Genomic DNA, 18428 nt, shown 5'->3' with positions numbered 1-18428 from the left:
AATTGTATTTAGAAGCTTGATGTTTCATGCTGTTTTCAAATTCTAACGGCTAATACTGTTTGAGAATGCGGGTTTGCTGATGACCAACTGTACAGTACTGATCGTACGCTCTAAAAACCCCCCTTCGCAATAACTAAAATAATAACGCCACATGTTCATAAATCGGTCATCGTAACCATCTTTAGCCAATGGTTCTTTGTTTTCTAGTAGTTTGTGATGCCAGTCTTTCAGGGTTCTGGCATAATCTAGACCGATATCGTGGAGGTCACGGATCATTAAATCAGTGTGTTTTCTCAAGTGTTGATTAATTAATAACTGTGAAGGCAAGAAGCCACCAGGAAAAATATGCTTTTGAATAAAATCGACGCTTTTACTATAGCTGTCAAAGCGATGGTCACTGATAGTAATAGCTTGCAGCACCATCAAACCTTCATCTTTTAATAGGCTTGAACATTTTTTAAAGAATGTCGGTAAGTATTCTTTACCTACCGCTTCAATCATTTCAATAGAGACTAACTTGTCATATTTGCCTTCGAGCAATCTATAGTCTTTCTTCAATAAGGTGATTTTATCTTGTAGACATTCCTTGTTGATTAAGTCTTGAGTGTATTCATACTGTTCTTCTGAAATGGTGGTGGTAGTGACTTTACATCCGTAATTCTTGGCTGCAAAGACGGCTAGTCCGCCCCAGCCAGTTCCTATTTCTACTAAATGGTCTTCAGGGACCAATTGTAACTTTTCACAGATTGCTTTTAGCTTTGTCATCTGAGCTTGTGCCAGAGTACTATTTTCTGATGGATAAATAGCCGCAGAATACATCATGCTGTCATCAAGAAATCGAGTATAGAGTTTATTGCCTAAATCATAATGGGCGGCAATATTCTTCTTTGAGCCTGTTGCTGAGTTTTTGTTAGCAAGGTGGCTTATTTTGCGAATAGGGAAAGCCAACCACTCCATTTTTGACTCCCAGCTATCGAGGAGAGGTAAATTTCGTGCAAAAATACGGATCACGTTGGTTAAATTAGGCGTTGTCCACAAACCTTCAGAAAATGTTTCTCCAGAGGCTACGCTGCCACCGAACAATAAGCTTTGGTAAACACTTATACATTGAAAATCAATTTCCGCGTGTAAGTCGGAATCCTGTTGTCCAAAGGTATTTACTAACACGCCTTTTTCTTTAATCACCATCTTACCTTGCGGCAGACTGGCAAATACTTTCAACATAATTGAGCGACACAGCTTGTGCTGCCATGATGAGCTTGAAGCCTCAACTAGTACCTGTTCTCCGTTTGGCATAATTATTTTTTACCTTGTGCTGAGTGCGAATAAAAAGGCACTCCTTTTATAAATAGTTTGAGCGCTTGCCAATATATTCCGAAAACAGTTTTTACCGTCATGCTAGGAATACTCAACAATACGTGAAAAAGGCTCTTTGAGTTCAGTTCTATTCGTGACAAATTAAGACTAGCGACAAAATGTTTGACTTCTTTATGACAAGAAAGTGTCAATTTTAGCGATTGTTCTGGTTGAGAAATTTTCCATTTATATTGCATATCCATTGGGTTAAACGGTGATACATAAAAGACCTTGTCACAGTCCTGTTGTTTAGCTAAATCGACTAAGTAACAGTGCCTATCATTCCAAGGTGTATTACTTACCTCGGCTAATAAATGACTGAATGTGCCATCTTCTTGCTGCAAGTAATAAAAATTGACTGGACTAAAATACATACCAAAGGTGCGTGTTTGTCCTAACAGATAAACGTTACCTGTTAGTGGTTGTTGTGCCAGTTCTGACATTTTATCTAATACAGATTGTTTCAGTGGTTTATCTGCATCACCTAAATAGTCGCTGCGTTTAAACCTTAATGGAGCCCATGATTTAGCTGAAAACCCTTTGACCTCAGCATCCAGCAAGTCAATTTCATCAAGGTTTAACCAGAGTAAAAATATCTGGTAAGTAAATGCGTGTTTTTTTGGCACAAAACGGCTATGAAATACGTTTCCCTTGTATATGGCGCTTTGCATTAAAGATGTTCACCAAACGACTTACATACATCTAAAGCACTGTGTACTCCGTCTTCGTGAAAGCCGTTATACCAATACGCACCGCAAAAATGTAGACCATTGCTACCAGAGATGTCTGCCCACCTTGATTGGGCGGTAACTGTTTGATTGTTAAATTGAGGATGTGAATAGGAGTAAGTACCTAATACCTTGTCTGGATCAATATCTTTAGAATTATTTAAAGTCACACAAAAGGTTGTATCCGATTCAATATTTTGCAGAATATTCATGTTGTAAGTCAATACAGCAGGTGCCTGAGATTCACCATCATAGCCTTTGATAAGGTAGTTCCAGCTTGCCCATGCAAGTTTTCTGACAGGTAAAACACTATGATCTGTGTGAAGAACCACTTCGTTTTTGGCATAGGGCATATTCCCTAAAATTTCTTTGTGGTAGGCATTAGGTGAAGCAATAATTGCCAGAGCTTGATCACTATGACAAGCAAAAATAACATCATCAAACAGATACTCAGAGCCATCTTGTAAAAGAACTAATTTATGATTGCCTTTATTTGCCACAGATTTCACGGGACTGTTAAGCTTTATTTTATCTTCAAAACCAGAAGTAAGGGGTGTAATATATTCTCTTGAACCACCAGTGATTGAGCGCCATTGTGGTCTGTCAGTAATATTGAGTAAACCATGATTATTGAAAAACCGCAGAAAAAATGCAAACGGAAAAGCTTTGATATCTTCTAAACTAGTTGACCAAATTGCTGCACACATAGGCAAAATATAATTGTAAGTGAAATCATCACTGAATTGATGTCGTATTAGAAACTCTTGCAGTGTTTGCTGGCCATAATCAGATTTTTCTGCCGCTCCTTTTTTGCATGTTTTGTTAAATTTCAGAATGTCTCTTACTATTCTCCAGAAGCGAGGACGCAGTATATTCCTTCTTTGGGCAAATAAACTATTGAGTGTATTACCGTTATATTCAAGATTTTGCGCGATATTTTTAACGCTAAAACTCATTTCTGTGGCTTGGGATTGCACACCAATCTTGTCCATTAGCTTAATAAAGTTTGGATAAGTCCAGTCATTAAAAACAATAAACCCTGTGTCTATCGCATAATGTTTACCGTTTACTTCGACATCTTTAGTTGCTGTATGGCCGCCAACATACCCATTTGCCTCAAAAAGAGTAATGTCATGTTTTTGGTGAAGTAAATGTCCACAGGTTAATCCTGAAATTCCTGTCCCTATTATTGCAATCTGTTTACTCATTATGGCACTGTCGTCCTGTCTTATATCTGTTTATGTCCAATCTTAGTTACTAAGATGTTCCACGTCGATCTACTACCAATGCTACCAGATACCCAGATGCGTCATCCAGAGATCATTTAATAGTAAATATTGTTATTATAATTTCGATCTTAATCTCCGATCTTGGCGTATCGACGATAATTAAATACACAGCGAAATACTTTTATATGAATTCATTTTTTGAGATCCCGTTATTTCCACTATCAGCACACTTGCTACCAGGTGGAAGGATGGCATTAAGAATATTCGAACCTAGGTATGTCCGCATGGTGAAAGAAGCATGCAAGGCCGACACTGGTTTCGGTATTTGTATGCTCAACTCTCAAGGCGATAAAGATAAAAATGAGCACATTTACCCGATAGGTACTTTCGTTAAAGTGATCGATTTTGATTTGTTAGACAATGGTTTCTTGGGCGTAACTGTAGAGGGGCATAAATGCTTTAGCATTAAATCTATAGCAAATGAGAGTGATGGATTAAGAACAGCTAACTGTCAGTGGTTAGATGAATGGACAGCTCAGTCAGAAATACATTCAATTGCGCCTATTGACGAAAGGCTCAGAGAGATTTTTGAAAAGTATCCAGAACTGCAATCGTTATACCAAAACCCAAAATTTACAGATCCGATATGGGTAATATATCGATGGCTAGAACTGATACCAGTAGACGCGAAACAAAAGCAACAATTTTTGCAACAAAAAAACTGTTTAGATGCCTTAAAATTTTTAACAGAATTGGTAGAGTGATCCTTTAACCTAAACAACTAGTATTATTTGTAAGTGTCAATAAATTGATGGTATAAATACATGTTAGTTGGAATATCTCTGGAAACAAAACAAATTAATTCCGTAAAGCCAATAGAATGTGCACAAGAAATGTCTGAGTATTTAAGCATCGTTGCAAGTGAGCGCTGCAAGCGCTCGTTTTCTAAAGTGTTTAGTTACTTTGCACCTAGGTTGCGTTCGTATGCTCTAAAGCAAATGGGTAATGAAGCACTAGCAATGGAGTTGGTTCAAGACACAATGTCTAATGTTTGGCAAAAATCTCATTTGTTTAATTCAGATAAAGGTTCTCCCTCAACGTGGATTTTCACTATAGCTAGAAATATTCGCTTCGATATGCTCAGAAAGCAAAGAAATCGTAAAGAAGATGTTTGCTCTGACGACTTATGGCCAGTTTTGTGTGAACAAACGCCAGATGCCAATGAGGTATCTTTAGAGCACCAGGTAACCATGGACGAAATTGGAGTTTTGTTTGAGTCCTTACCTGAAAAGCAAAGATTGGTGATTGAAGCTATTTATATAAATGGTAAATCTCAGCAGGAAGTTGCTAACGAGCTCGATATTCCACTAGGTACGGTAAAATCAAGAACTAGACTTGCATTACAACGTTTAAAAGAGATGTTAAAAGATAATGATTAATTTTCACCCAAGTTTCACAGATTTACGCTCGTTTTCGGCAGGTAATTGTGAACCTGCCATGGCGTTAATGATTTCTGCACATGTTGATATGTGCCCCCAATGTCAGCAAGAATGTATTGAATTTCAAGCAGAATTGGCTAGCGAATTATTTAACCCTCAGAAATCGGCTGAGCCGCTGGACAGCCAATTTTATGCAATGATGTCCAAAATTACTGCTTTACCTGAAACAAAATTAGCAACACCTGAGATTATTAATACTTCTATTGAATTAGACGGAAAATTTTTTGAATTACCAAGGGCGCTAAGGCGCCATGTCAAAAACACTGGAAACTGGTCTCGTTTAGTGGGTAAGTTATGGCAAGCACCTGTCGATTTAGGTGATATCGGTAAAGCTAATTTTATGTATATGGAGAAGGGCGGCCGCGTACCTGAACATACTCACAAAGGTACTGAGATGACGCTGGTAGTCGATGGTCAATATGGTGACGGTATTGCCGAGTATGACTGCGGTGATTTTACTCTCATGAATAACAAGTATAAGCATTTACCTCATTCTCAAGCTGATGATGGTTGCCTAGTTTTTACTATAGTTGATCAACCTCTACATTTTACTGCAGGTATTGCCAGATTGTTAAATCCATTTAGCCATTTGTTTTTTAAATAAAGTTTCGTCAAGCATAAAAAAAACGCGCTACCAGCGCGTTTTTTTTATGCTTATCAATCATCAACTAATAAAACTACTATTTGGATAATTCAATTTTAAGGTTTTCATTGCATTGTTTTTTAATTCATCCAGTTGAAGCTGGTCATAACATTCGACCATGATTTCAAGAGCTTCTTGCACATGTGTCGTGTCAGGGTAATGTTCAATTACATATCTACCACGATTAGCAGCTGCAACATAGGCATCACGGCGCATATAATAACGAGCAATCGATATCTCATATTTTGCTAAACGACTTTTGATATGCAGCATACGTTTTTGCGCATCTGCAGCGTATTTACTATTTGGATATTTCTCAATCAAACGCCTAAAATCATTAAATGCTTGACGTGAATTACTAGGATCTCGGTCAGATCTATCGATACCAACTAACTCTTGAAAAAGGTTACTGTCTACTTCCATATTCGTTAGACCACGCATGTAAATAGCGTAATCAACATCTGAGTGGTTAGGATTGAGTCGAGTGAATCGATCAATGGTAGCTAATGCTTCGTCAGTTTTACCTGTCTTGTAATAGCCATAAATGAGGTCTAATTGAACTTGATGTGACAAAGGACCAAACGGAAAACGAGAGTCTAACGCGCTTAACGTTTCTGTTGCCGCGTTAAAGTTTCCGAGGCGCATTTTTTCTTTAGCGTCCTCATATAGGCTTTGGGCACTCTTACTTCGAAGGACTAAATCGACGTCTTCGTCTTCTGGGGCAGATGAACATCCAGCCAGAACGACTAAAACACTGCTTAATATAATATTTTTTAATTTGATTTTACTGATCATATGGCCCTTATTTACTCTCATTTCTATTTCGATTGGTTATGTATGATTCATTAGGGGTAAAAATCCGTTAGAATAGTGTTTTACCTAATCGATAACTGCAGCGCATTCTACCCCAGCAAATTGGGCTATGCACATATAAATCGTTACGAAACACTTTCAGGATGTTTAATACATGTCTACCCCACATGAAAAAATTCAATTACAGGCTAATGTGCCTGAAAACTTATTTGGTAAACGGTTAGATCAAGCTTTGGCCGAAATGTTCCCTGATTATTCAAGATCACGCATAAAAGAGTGGATTTTGGCTAATTACGTTAAAGTCGACGGGCAAATACTCAATAAACCTAGAGAAAAATTAATAGGTGAAGAGCTTATTGAGATTGATGCCCAAATTGAAATGCAAGTTCAACATAAGGGCCAAGATATTGATTTAAACATCGTGTATGAAGATGAACATATTTTGGTGATTAACAAACCTATGAACCTAGTGGTGCATCCTGGAGCTGGCAACAGTGACGGCACAGTCCTGAATGCTTTACTCAATCATGCACCTGAAATCGCCAATGTACCGCGTGCTGGTATTGTACACAGACTTGATAAAGATACGACCGGTTTAATGGTAGTAGCTAAAACTATTCCTGCTCAAACCCATTTAGTCGAGCAACTACAGGCAAGAGAAATTAGCCGCGAATATGAGGCCGTTGTAGTGGGTACTATGGTCGCTGGTGGAACGGTCGATGAACCTATCGGACGTCATCCTACTAAGCGCACTAGTATGGCTGTGCGAGAGTCAGGCAAACCTGCTATGACACATTACCGTGTAAAAGAAAAATTTCGTGCCCATACTTATATTCGATTAAAATTGGAATCTGGGCGTACTCACCAAATTCGCGTACATATGTCGCACCTCCGTTATCCCTTAGTTGGTGACCAAGCTTATGGAGGACGACCTAGACCACCAAAAGCTTGTAACGAAAATATGGTTAACATGTTAAGAATGTTCCGTAGACAAGCATTACACGCAATTCAGCTTGAATTGACTCATCCAGTAACAGGTGAATGGTTAAGTTGGCAAGCTCCGTTACCTGAAGATTTTGTGGCACTTTTAGACGTTTTAAGAGAAGACAAATCTGAGCACGGCAGCGGAGAAGTGTAATTTTGCTTCAGCAGAATTACATTCAACCAAATTGGCCAGCGCCCAATAATGTTAAAGCCTTTACTAGTAGCAGAAGTGAAGGTTTTAGCTTGCCACCTTATGACTCGTTTAATCTTGCCCAGCACGTAGGCGATGACAAGATTGCAGTCAATAAAAACCGTGAATTATTGCCTAATTATCAGAATTTTATCTGGCTTAATCAAACACACACTAACATTTGTCTAGACTTAGATATGCACTGCAATGATGCAGAAGCAACGTTTCAAGCGGATGCCTGTTTTTCCACTAGAAAAAGTCAAGTTTGTGCTGTTATGACCGCAGACTGTCTGCCCATTTTATTGTGCGATGTTCAAGGTCTCTGTGTTGCGGCGGTGCACGCTGGTTGGCGTGGATTAGCCGATGGGGTAATAGAAAATACGGTATCTAAAATGCCAGTTCATCCAAAGACTTTAATGGCTTGGATGGGACCAGCTATTAGCCAAAGACACTTTGAAGTAGGAAAAGAAATAAAAGAAACCTTTAGCAACTATCCTCAGGCTTTCAGGATCAATAGCCAAAATACTGATGAGAAATATTTTGCTAATCTTTATCTAATAGCTAAGCGAAAAATGTTTACTTTGGGAATAACTCAGATTTTTTGGTGGCGAATATTGTACTTATCAACAGCACGATTTATTTTTTTCTCATCGTCGGGCCACGCATCAAGTATCAAACAAATCAAATCCTATCGTAGCAACAGGAAGGATGGTTAGTGCAATTTATCTTGATTGATATTTTGTATTAAGCTCGATCTTTATTAGTAAATCCGTATATTTTTCATATGCTAACGCTCTATTACTTAGTCAATGTATGTCGTTTGATTTGATTTTAATATTACCTATGTTATGGCGGGATACTTTCTGCAACAGACTTGTTTAGTATGTAGATTGCACCCATAACCAAGCTATGCAAAGTAGGAGTGAAGAGACTTTATGCGCTTAGATAGTTTTACCAGTAAATTTCAAACAGCCATATCAGAGGCTCAGTCTTTGGCCTTAGGTCGCGATCATCAATATATAGAGCCAGTGCATTTAATGACTGCTTTGCTTAATCAGCAAGGTGGCTCTGTGCGCCCGTTATTTGATCAAGCCAATATCAACGTAAATAGTTTGCGTTCTGCGTTAGCTGAGGCATTAGGTAGGCTACCTCGCATTGAAGGTACTGGCGGGGATGTGCAGCTGGGTAAAAGTACGGTTGTTCTACTTAACCTAAGCGATAAGATTGCACAAAAACGCAAAGATGATTACATCACATCAGAAGTGTTTGTTTTGGCAGCCTTGCAAGATAAAGGCAGTTTAGGTGCGCTGCTTAAACAGTCAGGTGCGGATCAAGAAAAGATTGAGAAAGCGATAGAGAAAATGCGTGGAGGGCAAAAAGTCACTGACCAAAACGCTGAAGATGTGCGCCAAGCTTTAGATAAATTTACCACTGATCTCACCGCGCGTGCCGAACAGGGAAAATTAGACCCTGTCATCGGGAGGGACGATGAAATCCGTCGTACCATTCAAGTATTACAACGTCGAACTAAAAATAACCCCGTATTAATTGGTGAGCCTGGTGTGGGTAAAACAGCTATTGCTGAGGGGTTAGCTCAGCGTATTATAAACTCTGAAGTGCCAGAGGGATTAAAGAATAAACGTGTGTTGTCCCTCGATATGGGTTCATTAATAGCTGGAGCAAAATTTCGAGGGGAGTTTGAAGAACGCTTAAAAGCAGTGCTTAACGAACTGAGTAAAGAAGAAGGTCGAGTTATTCTATTCATCGATGAATTGCACACTATGGTAGGTGCAGGTAAAGGTGAGGGAGCAATGGACGCCGGCAATATGCTCAAGCCTGCACTGGCTAGAGGGGAGTTACATTGTGTTGGTGCCACTACTTTAAATGAATATCGTCAATATATTGAGAAGGATGCAGCTCTGGAGCGTCGCTTTCAAAAAGTATTAGTAGAAGAACCCAGCGTAGAAGACACCATCGCAATTTTACGCGGTTTAAAAGAACGCTACGAATTACACCATTCAGTAGAGATAACCGATCCGGCTATTGTAGCTGCGGCGTCTTTGTCTCACAGATATATCAGTGATCGGCAACTACCTGATAAAGCAATCGATCTCATTGACGAAGCTGCATCGAGTATTAGATTGCAAATGGACTCAAAACCAGAAGATATGGATAAGCTCGAAAGACGTATCATTCAGCTTAAACTCGAAGAGCAAGCCTTATCTAAAGAAAAGGATGAGGCGAGTCACAAGCGTTTAGAGTTAATAGAATTGGAGCGCGAGCAGGCTGAACATAAGTTCTCTGCGTTTGAGACAATTTGGATTGCAGAAAAACAAGCCATGCAAGGTACGCAAACGATTCGCTCTGAGTTAGAGCAGGCCAAACTCGATTTAGAAATTGCCCGCAGAGCTTCAGATTTAAGCCGAATGTCAGAATTACAATATGGCAGAATTCCTGAGCTTGAAGCTAAACTGGAAGTAGCCACAGAGTCTGAAACGCAAGAGACCACTTTGTTAAAAAACAAGGTGACTGAAAGTGAGATTGCCGATGTGTTATCACGCTGGACAGGTATACCTGTTTCAAAGATGCTTGAAGGTGAAAAAGTCAAGTTATTGGCCATGGAAGAGGCCTTGCATAAACGTGTTGTTGGCCAAAGCGAAGCTGTGACGGCAGTTGCTAATGCTATACGCCGATCACGGGCAGGATTATCAGATCCTAACCGTCCTATAGGTTCTTTCTTATTTTTAGGCCCAACCGGTGTAGGCAAAACAGAACTGTGTAAAACACTGGCTAATTTCTTATTTGATACTGAAAATGCCATGGTGCGTATCGATATGTCAGAATTTATGGAAAAGCACTCTGTGGCACGTATGGTAGGTGCACCTCCTGGATATGTGGGTTATGAAGAGGGGGGTTACCTGACAGAAGCAGTAAGACGTAAACCTTACTCCGTTATATTACTCGACGAAGTAGAAAAGGCACACCCTGATGTGTTTAATATTTTACTTCAGGTCTTAGATGATGGCAGATTAACTGATGGCCAAGGTCGAACCGTCGACTTTAAGAATACGGTAATCATTATGACCTCTAACCTTGGCTCTGATATTATTCAAGAGGTTAGCGGTGAAAGTAATTATCAACAGATGAAAGGTTTAGTCATGAACGCAGTCGGCGAACATTTCAGGCCTGAGTTTCTTAACCGAGTAGATGACATTGTAGTATTCCACCCTCTCGGTAAAGAGCAGATCAAAGCAATAGCCAAGATACAGTTGTGCTCCTTAAGGGAGCGACTCGCAGAGAAAGGTTATAAATTGGAATTGAGCCTTGAAGCTTTAGATAAAATTGCAGATGCAGGTTTCGATCCTGTTTATGGTGCAAGACCTTTAAAACGCGCTATTCAAACTGAAATAGAAAACCCTTTGGCGCAAAAAATATTAGCTGGCACACTTGGGGTCGATGGTGTGGTAACAATTGACGTTAAAGCGGACAAGATGACTATTATTTAGTTTGTGTAAACTCCCCGGTTGATATAGATAAAATTTGTACTAAACGGGGATTGCCAATTACGTATCGGTGTTTTAGTTCAGATTATTTAGTAAATCTTTAGCTTTAGCACGATTATAAAAAGGTCGTTGAACGTTAACCGCGATACTCAGTTCTTTTTTTGCCTCATCTACCCGGCCCAATTTAATCAAAGTAAAACCAATGTGATACCTTATTTCTGGGTTGCTAGAGTCTCGAGCAAAGGCTTTTCTTAGTAACCCTAAACCTTCTTCATAGCCTCCTTGTAGACTGAGTACCCAACCATAAGTATCGAGTATCTGCTCATCGTTTTCGTTTAATGCAAATGCTTTTTTTATGTACTCTGCGCTTTGTTCTAGATCGCTTTCTACACTCATTATGGCTAGTTTATTGTATATTTCTGCTTTGTTTATTTGAATTTCTGCCTCTAACAATTCTGCATATAAAGTGGAGGCTCGTGCAAAATCCTGCTTTGTGAAGTAGAACTGGGCTAGTAAGTTTTTCGCCAAAATATTATTAGGGTTTACTGCAAGCAAAGCTTTTGCTTGCTTTGAAAATCCAGCTTCTTGACTGCCGCGTAACTCCATATTGTATAAGATGACTAAGGCTTGATGATAATTAGGATCAAGTTCAAGAGCAGTTTTTAGGTAATTTATCGCCTTAGTTTCACTTTTAAGCGCATTGGAATAAAGTGCCTTAACTAACCAAAAATTGGGGTTTTCAAGATTCTTAGGTTCAATTGCAATAATGATTTTAGATGCGTCATCAAGCTGGGATGTGTCAATTAACAATTTGACTTTGTCTAGGGTAATAAAGCTATTGTCAGGTGCTAATTTTTCAGCAGCTGAAAGAGAAGTAATAGCCCCCGTATAATCATTAATAGCTCTTTGAAGTTGGCTTGTCAGAACCAGAGAATCTAGTGATAAATCAGAATAAAAACTGACACGCTTTAAAATTTCTTCTAACTCTAAATACCGTTTTAATGCGAGTAAAACTTGTGCTTTTTGTAATTGGTAGTCAACATTATCAAAGTTTTCCGTTAACAAGCGGTCCAAGTGATAAAGAGCTTTATCGTAATCGCCCATGCGCATGTAGATGCTGGCTAATTGGCTTTTTGAATAGTTGTCACTTTGATTTAACACCATTATGTCGCTATAAATTTTTATCGCTTCTTGTAATTGATTGTTAGCAACAAAATTATGAGCTTGTAACGTTAATACTTGAAGATGAGTTGGCGACACCTTTAATAAACTTTCTATTAGTTCATTAGACTGCTGTAAGTCACCTTTACGACTATAAATTGAAGCTAAGTTGAACTTAGCTGGAAACAATTTAGGTTCAATACTTAACGTTTTATCGATGAACGCAATTGCAGTATCTAATTGGTTTAATCGAATTAGAATACCGGCCTTCAAATTTAGAAAGTTGGCGTCATCTGGATAGAGTTTGATTAAATCGTTAGCACCCTCGAGTGCCTTATCTTTATTTCCAGCTTGCAGGTTCAACATACTATATGTGAATAAAAAAGTCGGGTTACTTAAGTTTTGAGCTAAGTTTGAGTCTAATATAGCTAATGCTTCTTCTTGCTTACCGCGAACCATCATTAGTTTTATTTTAAACAACTCTAAGCGGGGATCTTTTGGATAAAATTGTTCAAGTTCTTCAACCAGGCTTTGTGCTTTAAAAGATCGGTTTGCGTTGATAAATAACTCACCTAATAGCAGGGCGGAATCAAGGTTTTTAAGTAATTTATTTTGATGCTTCTCTAGTAATAGTAATGCTTGTTTATTTTGTTGTGTTGCCATGTAAGTGCGACTTAACAGTATAACAGCCTGTATGTCGTTGGGATTTTTAGTCAGGTATTTAGCAAAGTCTTTTGAGGCTTGTTCAGTGTTACCATTAAAAAAAGCAATTAAACCACTGATGTAAAGTAGCTCGGGTTGTTCAGCGATTACTTCTGGCCCTAGGCTAGATAAAATCGCATTGAGCTTGTTTAAACGTTTATTATTGACGGGTTTTGATTTATCTTTACTGTCTAACCAACTACTTAGCAGAATCGCTAAAGGGTCGTCAGGGGTTTTTTCAATAATTTGATTTATAAACGTGCGTGCGCCGTCAAAATCATTACTTTCTAGATACAAATCAGCAAGACCACGCAGGGTTAATGGGTCGTCATTGTTTAATTGAAGTGCTTGCTGAAAGTATTCAATAGCCTTGTCAATATCTCCATTTACTCTTGCCAGTTGGCCTTTTTGTCGCCATGTGGTTGCGTCGGCTTCAGATATAGCTAGCGCTTGACCAATATAAGCGTTTGCTATTGTGTACTGCTTTCGAAACAGTGCTAATGAAGCTAAACCATTTAAAGACATTGTACTATTAGGGTCTATTACTAAACTGTCTTCATAGGCTTTTTCTGCACAACTATACTGTTTTAATCTTATGCATGCACTTGCGCGGATCTGCAACCATTTTATCTTTTGTTGATTGGCAAGTTCATCTGCGTAATTGAGGTCTAAAATATCACGGTACTTATTTTGTAGAAGTAGAGTATTGCCTAAAGGTTCGGCAATAATATTAATATCTGCGCCTTGTTCTAAAGCTTCATAGAACTCAATTTCTGCGGTTGACAAATAACCATTAATTAATAATAGTTGGCCCATTAAAATTTTCGCTACCAAATTATCTGGGTCTTGCTGCAAACTATTCTTTAAATGAATGAATGCCTCATCATATTGCTTTGCATTGTAAGAGGTGAGTGCTTTTTCGTAATCACCGAGCGAACTGGCATAAACACTAAAATGACCGAAGCCATAGATAAAAATTAGAATAATGATTTTAATTTGCATTGGAAATTAAGTCTGTTTTTACTAGATTTGATGACAAGAGTTTGAACAAAAAAGGTGGCATATGCCACCTTTTTTAATCTGAATTGTTTACAAATTATTGAGTTTTACGTCTGCGCCAAGCCATCAATCCACCGCCTAATATTAGTAGAGCAAATGAGCCTGGAGCATCTACGTATGTGGGTGGTTTTTCGGCAGGTGTTTTCTTTTTATCAAAGCCAATGCTGGCAAGCTTGAAGGCATCATCTTTTTTGCTGAAATCGCTGACATATCCAAATGCTGTGTTATAAGCTCCGACTAACCAGTATTGAGCTGTTTTGGTGGTGGTGAAATCTGAAAGATAAACATCATCACATTTTTCAATTTGAAATGACCCAGCGTTTACCACAGAATTACTAGATGCAATATTAGCCCAAGTTGAGCCAGATAATCCCTGTATGCTATCTAATCCTACAACTGTGATTTGTTGGGAATCTACGTCCTCATCCGGATTCAGCCAGCTGAAACTGGCACCAGCTAAAGAAACTTCTTCTGAAAAAGAAAATAGGACCATGTCGTAATCAGTTGTTCTTCCACGCAGATTATCTATTGCATGTGAATAACCACCGTTTTTATAATCTCCATAATCTAATTCATCTTGATTCTTAATACCATATCCAACTTCACCGTTGCTTGGCCATGGACCTGCAACTTGTCCTTCAACAACAATGTCATCGTTATTTCCGTATGTATCAGACCAAGCTGATACTTTTATAGATACGCCATCAATATTAATATTTCCACCAGTCGAAAAGTCTGTACCAATTTCGACATTACTTTCTGTGGTGTACAGATCATAATTTAAAGCTCCTTCCCACGTATCACAGGTTGTTGACGTCGGTGGAGTAGAATCTCCTGGGTCACAACTAGAATTGTTAGTAGCAAACGCGTTGTTGGTGAAGCAAACAAAAAGCGCAGTTAATGCTAGAATTCTATTAATATTGTATAACTTCATTTATATATATCCTAAAGGCAAATTGTTAATCGATCTTAAATACTCTTACTTAGCAAATGCAATTTTCATACCGGTTAAAATAAAACTTATAAATTTCAGTCAGATAAGTTTTATTTTTAGTTTCAATATAATTTATATGTAAATTTATCTGACACTTTTAAAATATACAGACTCTATTCTAATGCATTCTGCCTGTCCTTTAATTTGTGTTAAATATATAAGATTGTCACAAAGTATAAATTTTAAGTCCTTTTAAGCCTGTATGTGCAAAATATCGATAGATAGCAGTTTCTTTAACAGCATCACTTTATATATTAAGTAGCTGTGATATCTTACTCGCAACATATATCGGAGTACTTAATTAAATGCCTGAACAGAAACGTAGAGGTATATACCTGCTACCTAACCTATTAACCACTGCTGGATTATTTTCTGGTTTTTTTGCCATTGTTTCTTCTATGAATGGTCGTTTCGAAGCAGCAGCTGTAGCTATATTTGTGGCGATGATTTTTGATGGTCTAGATGGTCGAGTGGCAAGAATGACCAATACTCAGAGCGAATTTGGCGCTGAATATGACTCTATGGCGGATATGGTATCTTTTGGTGTCGCACCCGCAATTGTAGCTTATAACTGGGGATTGACTGGATTAGGAAAAATTGGTTGGCTTGCTGCTTTTATATATGTAGCAGCTGCCGCGTTAAGGCTCGCTCGTTTTAATACCCAAATAGGCATAGCTGATAATCGTTATTTTCAAGGACTTGCTAGTCCCGCTGCCGCAGCGCTAGTCGCAGGATTGATATGGGTAGGAGTAGAATACGACATAGATGGTCAAGATTATGGTATTATAGTGGCTATCATCACAGGGGTTTCGGGCTTATTAATGGTAAGTAACTTCAAATATAACTCGTTCAAAGAATTAAATTTAAGTGGCAAAGTCCCTTTTGTTGCACTGCTCATTATCATGCTGATTTTTGTGGTGGTCGCTACTGAACCTGCTTTAGTGCTTTTTATAGTCTTTGCCTTATATGCCTTAGCAGGTCCAATCAACACTTTTAGAACAGTTGATAAGCTAACGATCGAAGATGTAGTGGGTGATACTAAAGAGCAAGATGAAGAGTGCCAACCTGAAGAAGATACAAAAACCGAAGACAAAAAAACAGAAACTAAATAGGGATAATTAGGTATTTAATGAAGGATTATTTATATTCAGTCATTCTTCAATGTTTCGATTTACTACCTTCTTAAATCTACACCCAATAGCGCTTTTTAAAAAGCATTCACTTCACTCGAATGCCTTATTTATGGTCTCAGATCAGAATAACTTTTGGGAAACAAAACTATTTGAAATTAAGTGTTGCATCTAAAGTTGTTGTGTCTATAATGCGCCCTCGCTTCAAGGGAGACGAGTTGGAAACAACGGAGTCACTCGCACCAAACAGGGTAAACCAGTTTGTTGCTTATACGGTAAACGTATAGTTGCTGCGGGGTGTAGCAGGTTTAGTTGAAAAGAAAACCAATTAAATTGTTGACATCAAATGGGAACCGCGTATTATTCGCCTCCCGCTTAAGAGGGTCTACGGACAACCACTTAAGCTGCTAACGCAGTTAGCATGCTCTTTAACAATTAGAACAAGACAATCTGTGTGGACACTCACGAAGTGAGAGTTCACCAAAAAAAATTCATATTTTTAATATTTAATTGAAGAGTTTGATCATGGCTCAGATTGAACGCTGGCGGCAGGCCTAACACATGCAAGTCGAACGGAAACATGTCTAGCTTGCTAGATGATGTCGAGTGGCGGACGGGTGAGTAATACTTAGGAACATGCCTTTGGGTGGGGGATAACTATTGGAAACGATAGCTAATACCGCATAACGTCTACGGACCAAAGGGGGGAGCTTGCTCCTCTCGCCCAAAGAGTGGCCTAAGCGAGATTAGCTTGTTGGTGAGGTAAAGGCTCACCAAGGCGACGATCTCTAGCTGTTCTGAGAGGAAGATCAGCCACACTGGGACTGAGACACGGCCCAGACTCCTACGGGAGGCAGCAGTGGGGAATATTGCACAATGGAGGAAACTCTGATGCAGCCATGCCGCGTGTGTGAAGAAGGCCTTCGGGTTGTAAAGCACTTTCAGTTGTGAGGAAAGCTTGTTGGTTAATACCCAGCAGGTATGACGTTAGCAACAGAAGAAGGACCGGCTAACTCCGTGCCAGCAGCCGCGGTAATACGGAGGGTCCGAGCGTTAATCGGAATTACTGGGCGTAAAGCGCACGCAGGCGGTTTGTTAAGCTAGATGTGAAAGCCCCGGGCTCAACCTGGGAATAGCATTTAGAACTGGCAGACTAGAGTCTTGGAGAGGGGAGTGGAATTTCTGGTGTAGCGGTGAAATGCGTAGATATCAGAAGGAACATCAGTGGCGAAGGCGACTCCCTGGCCAAAGACTGACGCTCATGTGCGAAAGTGTGGGTAGCGAACAGGATTAGATACCCTGGTAGTCCACACCGTAAACGCTGTCTACTAGCTGTTTGTGGATTTAATCCGTGGGTAGCGAAGCTAACGCGATAAGTAGACCGCCTGGGGAGTACGGCCGCAAGGTTAAAACTCAAATGAATTGACGGGGGCCCGCACAAGCGGTGGAGCATGTGGTTTAATTCGATGCAACGCGAAGAACCTTACCTACTCTTGACATACTAGAAACTTTTCAGAGATGAATTGGTGCCTTCGGGAATCTAGATACAGGTGCTGCATGGCTGTCGTCAGCTCGTGTCGTGAGATGTTGGGTTAAGTCCCGCAACGAGCGCAACCCTTGTCCTTAGTTGCCAGCCTTAAGTTGGGCACTCTAAGGAGACTGCCGGTGACAACCGGAGGAAGGTGGGGACGACGTCAAGTCATCATGGCCCTTACGAGTAGGGCTACACACGTGCTACAATGGCGAGTACAGAGGGAAGCAAACCTGCGAGGGTAAGCGGATCCCTTAAAGCTCGTCGTAGTCCGGATTGGAGTCTGCAACTCGACTCCATGAAGTCGGAATCGCTAGTAATCGCAAATCAGAATGTTGCGGTGAATACGTTCCCGGGCCTTGTACACACCGCCCGTCACACCATGGGAGTGGGTTGCAAAAGAAGTAGGTAGTCTAACCTTCGGGAGGACGCTTACCACTTTGTGATTCATGACTGGGGTGAAGTCGTAACAAGGTAACCCTAGGGGAACCTGGGGTTGGATCACCTCCTTACTATTACGGCGGACCTTGCTTCGTTGAGTGTTCACACAGATTGTTTTGTTTTGATAAGAAGAGCAAAAGAAGTGCTTGGGTAACAAGTCACTATTTGTTTTTGCGCAAGCAAGAGCATGAAATAGGCTTGTAGCTCAGCTGGTTAGAGCGCACCCCTGATAAGGGTGAGGTCGGCAGTTCAAGTCTGCCCAAGCCTACCAAATTTGTGATTATCACAGATTGCCTGCATAAAGCGGGGCCATAGCTCAGCTGGGAGAGCGCCTGCCTTGCACGCAGGAGGTCAGCAGTTCGATCCTGCTTGGCTCCACCATTTAGGTGGAACATCATTTGCTCATAAGATTAAGTAGCCTTAATCAATATGTACTATTAGTAATATCTAATCAGTGTTTATTGA

At 39.7% G+C, this 18428-nt stretch carries 12 protein-coding genes, 2 tRNA genes, 1 rRNA gene and 2 pseudogenes; 11 read left to right on the top strand and 6 right to left on the bottom strand.

The annotated features are described in order from the left end of the window. Positions 1-42: 42 nt before the first annotated feature. From C427_RS16245 to C427_RS16235, 3 genes are read right to left on the bottom strand one after another with little or no spacing between them, the layout of a single operon-like run. Positions 43-1296, bottom strand: coding sequence for an SAM-dependent methyltransferase (locus C427_RS16245; protein ID WP_007642298.1), 1254 nt, complete (start codon positions 1294-1296; stop codon positions 43-45). A 2-nt stretch (positions 1297-1298) separates the two neighbouring features. Continuing rightward, the gene (locus C427_RS16240) at positions 1299-2027 is read right to left on the bottom strand and encodes a DUF1365 domain-containing protein (protein ID WP_007642300.1); all 729 of its coding nucleotides are present in this window, start codon (positions 2025-2027) and stop codon (positions 1299-1301) included. Then, on the bottom strand, positions 2027-3292 hold the full coding sequence (locus C427_RS16235) for an NAD(P)/FAD-dependent oxidoreductase (RefSeq protein ID WP_007642302.1): 1266 nt from the start codon (positions 3290-3292) through the stop codon (positions 2027-2029). The genes C427_RS16240 and C427_RS16235 overlap by 1 nt, the downstream gene beginning before the upstream one ends. 206 nt (positions 3293-3498) lie before the next feature. On the opposite strand from C427_RS16235, the gene C427_RS16230 reads away from it, so the two are divergent. The 3 genes from C427_RS16230 to C427_RS16220 are packed head-to-tail and all read left to right on the top strand — an operon-like array spanning position 3499 to position 5416. After that, positions 3499-4077: an LON peptidase substrate-binding domain-containing protein gene (locus C427_RS16230; protein WP_081589075.1), complete on the top strand. Its 579-nt coding sequence runs from the start codon at positions 3499-3501 to the stop codon at positions 4075-4077. Between the two features lie 60 nt (positions 4078-4137). Beyond that, positions 4138-4752 carry a sigma-70 family RNA polymerase sigma factor gene (locus C427_RS16225; RefSeq protein ID WP_007642305.1) on the top strand — a complete coding sequence of 205 codons (615 nt, stop codon included), beginning with the start codon at positions 4138-4140 and terminating at the stop codon, positions 4750-4752. Beyond that, positions 4745-5416, top strand: coding sequence for a ChrR family anti-sigma-E factor (locus C427_RS16220; protein WP_007642307.1), 672 nt, complete (start codon positions 4745-4747; stop codon positions 5414-5416). The genes C427_RS16225 and C427_RS16220 overlap by 8 nt, the downstream gene beginning before the upstream one ends. Positions 5417-5476: 60 nt before the next feature. On the opposite strand, the gene C427_RS16215 is transcribed toward C427_RS16220, so the two are convergent. Continuing rightward, on the bottom strand, positions 5477-6250 hold the full coding sequence (locus C427_RS16215) for an outer membrane protein assembly factor BamD (RefSeq protein WP_015431073.1): 774 nt from the start codon (positions 6248-6250) through the stop codon (positions 5477-5479). Positions 6251-6422: 172 nt separating this feature from the next. Here C427_RS16215 and rluD point away from each other — a divergent pair, with 172 nt between their 5' ends. The 4 genes and pseudogenes from rluD to clpB all read left to right on the top strand — a co-directional run bounded on the left by rluD (position 6423) and on the right by clpB (position 10948). Beyond that, entirely contained in the window at positions 6423-7406 is a 984-nt protein-coding gene (gene rluD / locus C427_RS16210) for a 23S rRNA pseudouridine(1911/1915/1917) synthase RluD (RefSeq protein ID WP_007641064.1), read from the top strand. 2 nt (positions 7407-7408) lie between these two features. Next, positions 7409-7993: pseudogene (locus C427_RS27670) on the top strand (polyphenol oxidase family protein); the annotation flags it as partial. Positions 7994-8087: 94 nt separating this feature from the next. Beyond that, positions 8088-8177: pseudogene (locus tag C427_RS27665) on the top strand (peptidoglycan editing factor PgeF); the annotation flags it as partial. Positions 8178-8377: 200 nt separating this feature from the next. Continuing rightward, a complete protein-coding gene (clpB, locus tag C427_RS16200; protein ID WP_007641061.1) occupies positions 8378-10948 on the top strand; it encodes an ATP-dependent chaperone ClpB in 2571 nt (856 codons plus the stop codon). A gap of 72 nt (positions 10949-11020) precedes the next feature. Here the strand turns inward: clpB and prsT are convergent, their stop codons facing one another. Together prsT and xdp1 are read right to left on the bottom strand one after the other, a co-directional pair. Continuing rightward, a complete protein-coding gene (gene prsT / locus C427_RS16195) occupies positions 11021-13810 on the bottom strand; it encodes an XrtA/PEP-CTERM system TPR-repeat protein PrsT (protein ID WP_007641060.1) in 2790 nt (929 codons plus the stop codon). Between the two features lie 94 nt (positions 13811-13904). Next, entirely contained in the window at positions 13905-14801 is an 897-nt protein-coding gene (gene xdp1, locus C427_RS16190; RefSeq protein WP_007641059.1) for an exosortase-dependent surface protein XDP1, read from the bottom strand. 365 nt (positions 14802-15166) lie between these two features. Here xdp1 and pssA point away from each other — a divergent pair, with 365 nt between their 5' ends. The 4 genes from pssA to C427_RS16170 all read left to right on the top strand — a co-directional run bounded on the left by pssA (position 15167) and on the right by C427_RS16170 (position 18344). Continuing rightward, positions 15167-15973, top strand: coding sequence for a CDP-diacylglycerol--serine O-phosphatidyltransferase (gene pssA / locus C427_RS16185; RefSeq protein ID WP_007641058.1), 807 nt, complete (start codon positions 15167-15169; stop codon positions 15971-15973). Positions 15974-16498: 525 nt separating this feature from the next. Then, positions 16499-18034 (top strand): 16S ribosomal RNA (locus tag C427_RS16180). A 123-nt stretch (positions 18035-18157) separates the two neighbouring features. Then, positions 18158-18234 (top strand) — tRNA-Ile (locus C427_RS16175). 34 nt (positions 18235-18268) lie between these two features. Next, positions 18269-18344: transfer RNA gene (locus C427_RS16170), tRNA-Ala, on the top strand. Positions 18345-18428 lie beyond the last annotated feature (84 nt).

The organism is Paraglaciecola psychrophila 170 (assembly GCF_000347635.1).
Taxonomy (GTDB): Bacteria; Pseudomonadota; Gammaproteobacteria; order Enterobacterales; family Alteromonadaceae; genus Paraglaciecola; species Paraglaciecola psychrophila.
The sequence above is the reverse complement of the archived record's forward strand: the minus strand, read 5'-3'. Positions and strand labels throughout refer to the sequence as shown.

Bases quoted from the DNA above. Each gene is read 5' to 3' on its own strand.
- C427_RS16230 (WP_081589075.1), top strand. From the start codon at position 3,499: ATGAATTCATTTTTTGAGATCCCGTTATTTCCACTATCAGCACACTTG.
- clpB (WP_007641061.1), top strand. From the start codon at position 8,378: ATGCGCTTAGATAGTTTTACCAGTAAATTTCAAACAGCCATATCAGAG.
- C427_RS16245 (WP_007642298.1), bottom strand. From the start codon at position 1,296: ATGCCAAACGGAGAACAGGTACTAGTTGAGGCTTCAAGCTCATCATGG.
- C427_RS16235 (WP_007642302.1), bottom strand. From the start codon at position 3,292: ATGAGTAAACAGATTGCAATAATAGGGACAGGAATTTCAGGATTAACC.
- xdp1 (WP_007641059.1), bottom strand. From the start codon at position 14,801: ATGAAGTTATACAATATTAATAGAATTCTAGCATTAACTGCGCTTTTT.
- C427_RS16225 (WP_007642305.1), top strand. From the start codon at position 4,138: ATGTTAGTTGGAATATCTCTGGAAACAAAACAAATTAATTCCGTAAAG.
- rluD (WP_007641064.1), top strand. From the start codon at position 6,423: ATGTCTACCCCACATGAAAAAATTCAATTACAGGCTAATGTGCCTGAA.
- C427_RS16220 (WP_007642307.1), top strand. From the start codon at position 4,745: ATGATTAATTTTCACCCAAGTTTCACAGATTTACGCTCGTTTTCGGCA.
- pssA (WP_007641058.1), top strand. From the start codon at position 15,167: ATGCCTGAACAGAAACGTAGAGGTATATACCTGCTACCTAACCTATTA.
- prsT (WP_007641060.1), bottom strand. From the start codon at position 13,810: ATGCAAATTAAAATCATTATTCTAATTTTTATCTATGGCTTCGGTCAT.
- C427_RS16240 (WP_007642300.1), bottom strand. From the start codon at position 2,027: ATGCAAAGCGCCATATACAAGGGAAACGTATTTCATAGCCGTTTTGTG.
- C427_RS16215 (WP_015431073.1), bottom strand. From the start codon at position 6,250: ATGATCAGTAAAATCAAATTAAAAAATATTATATTAAGCAGTGTTTTA.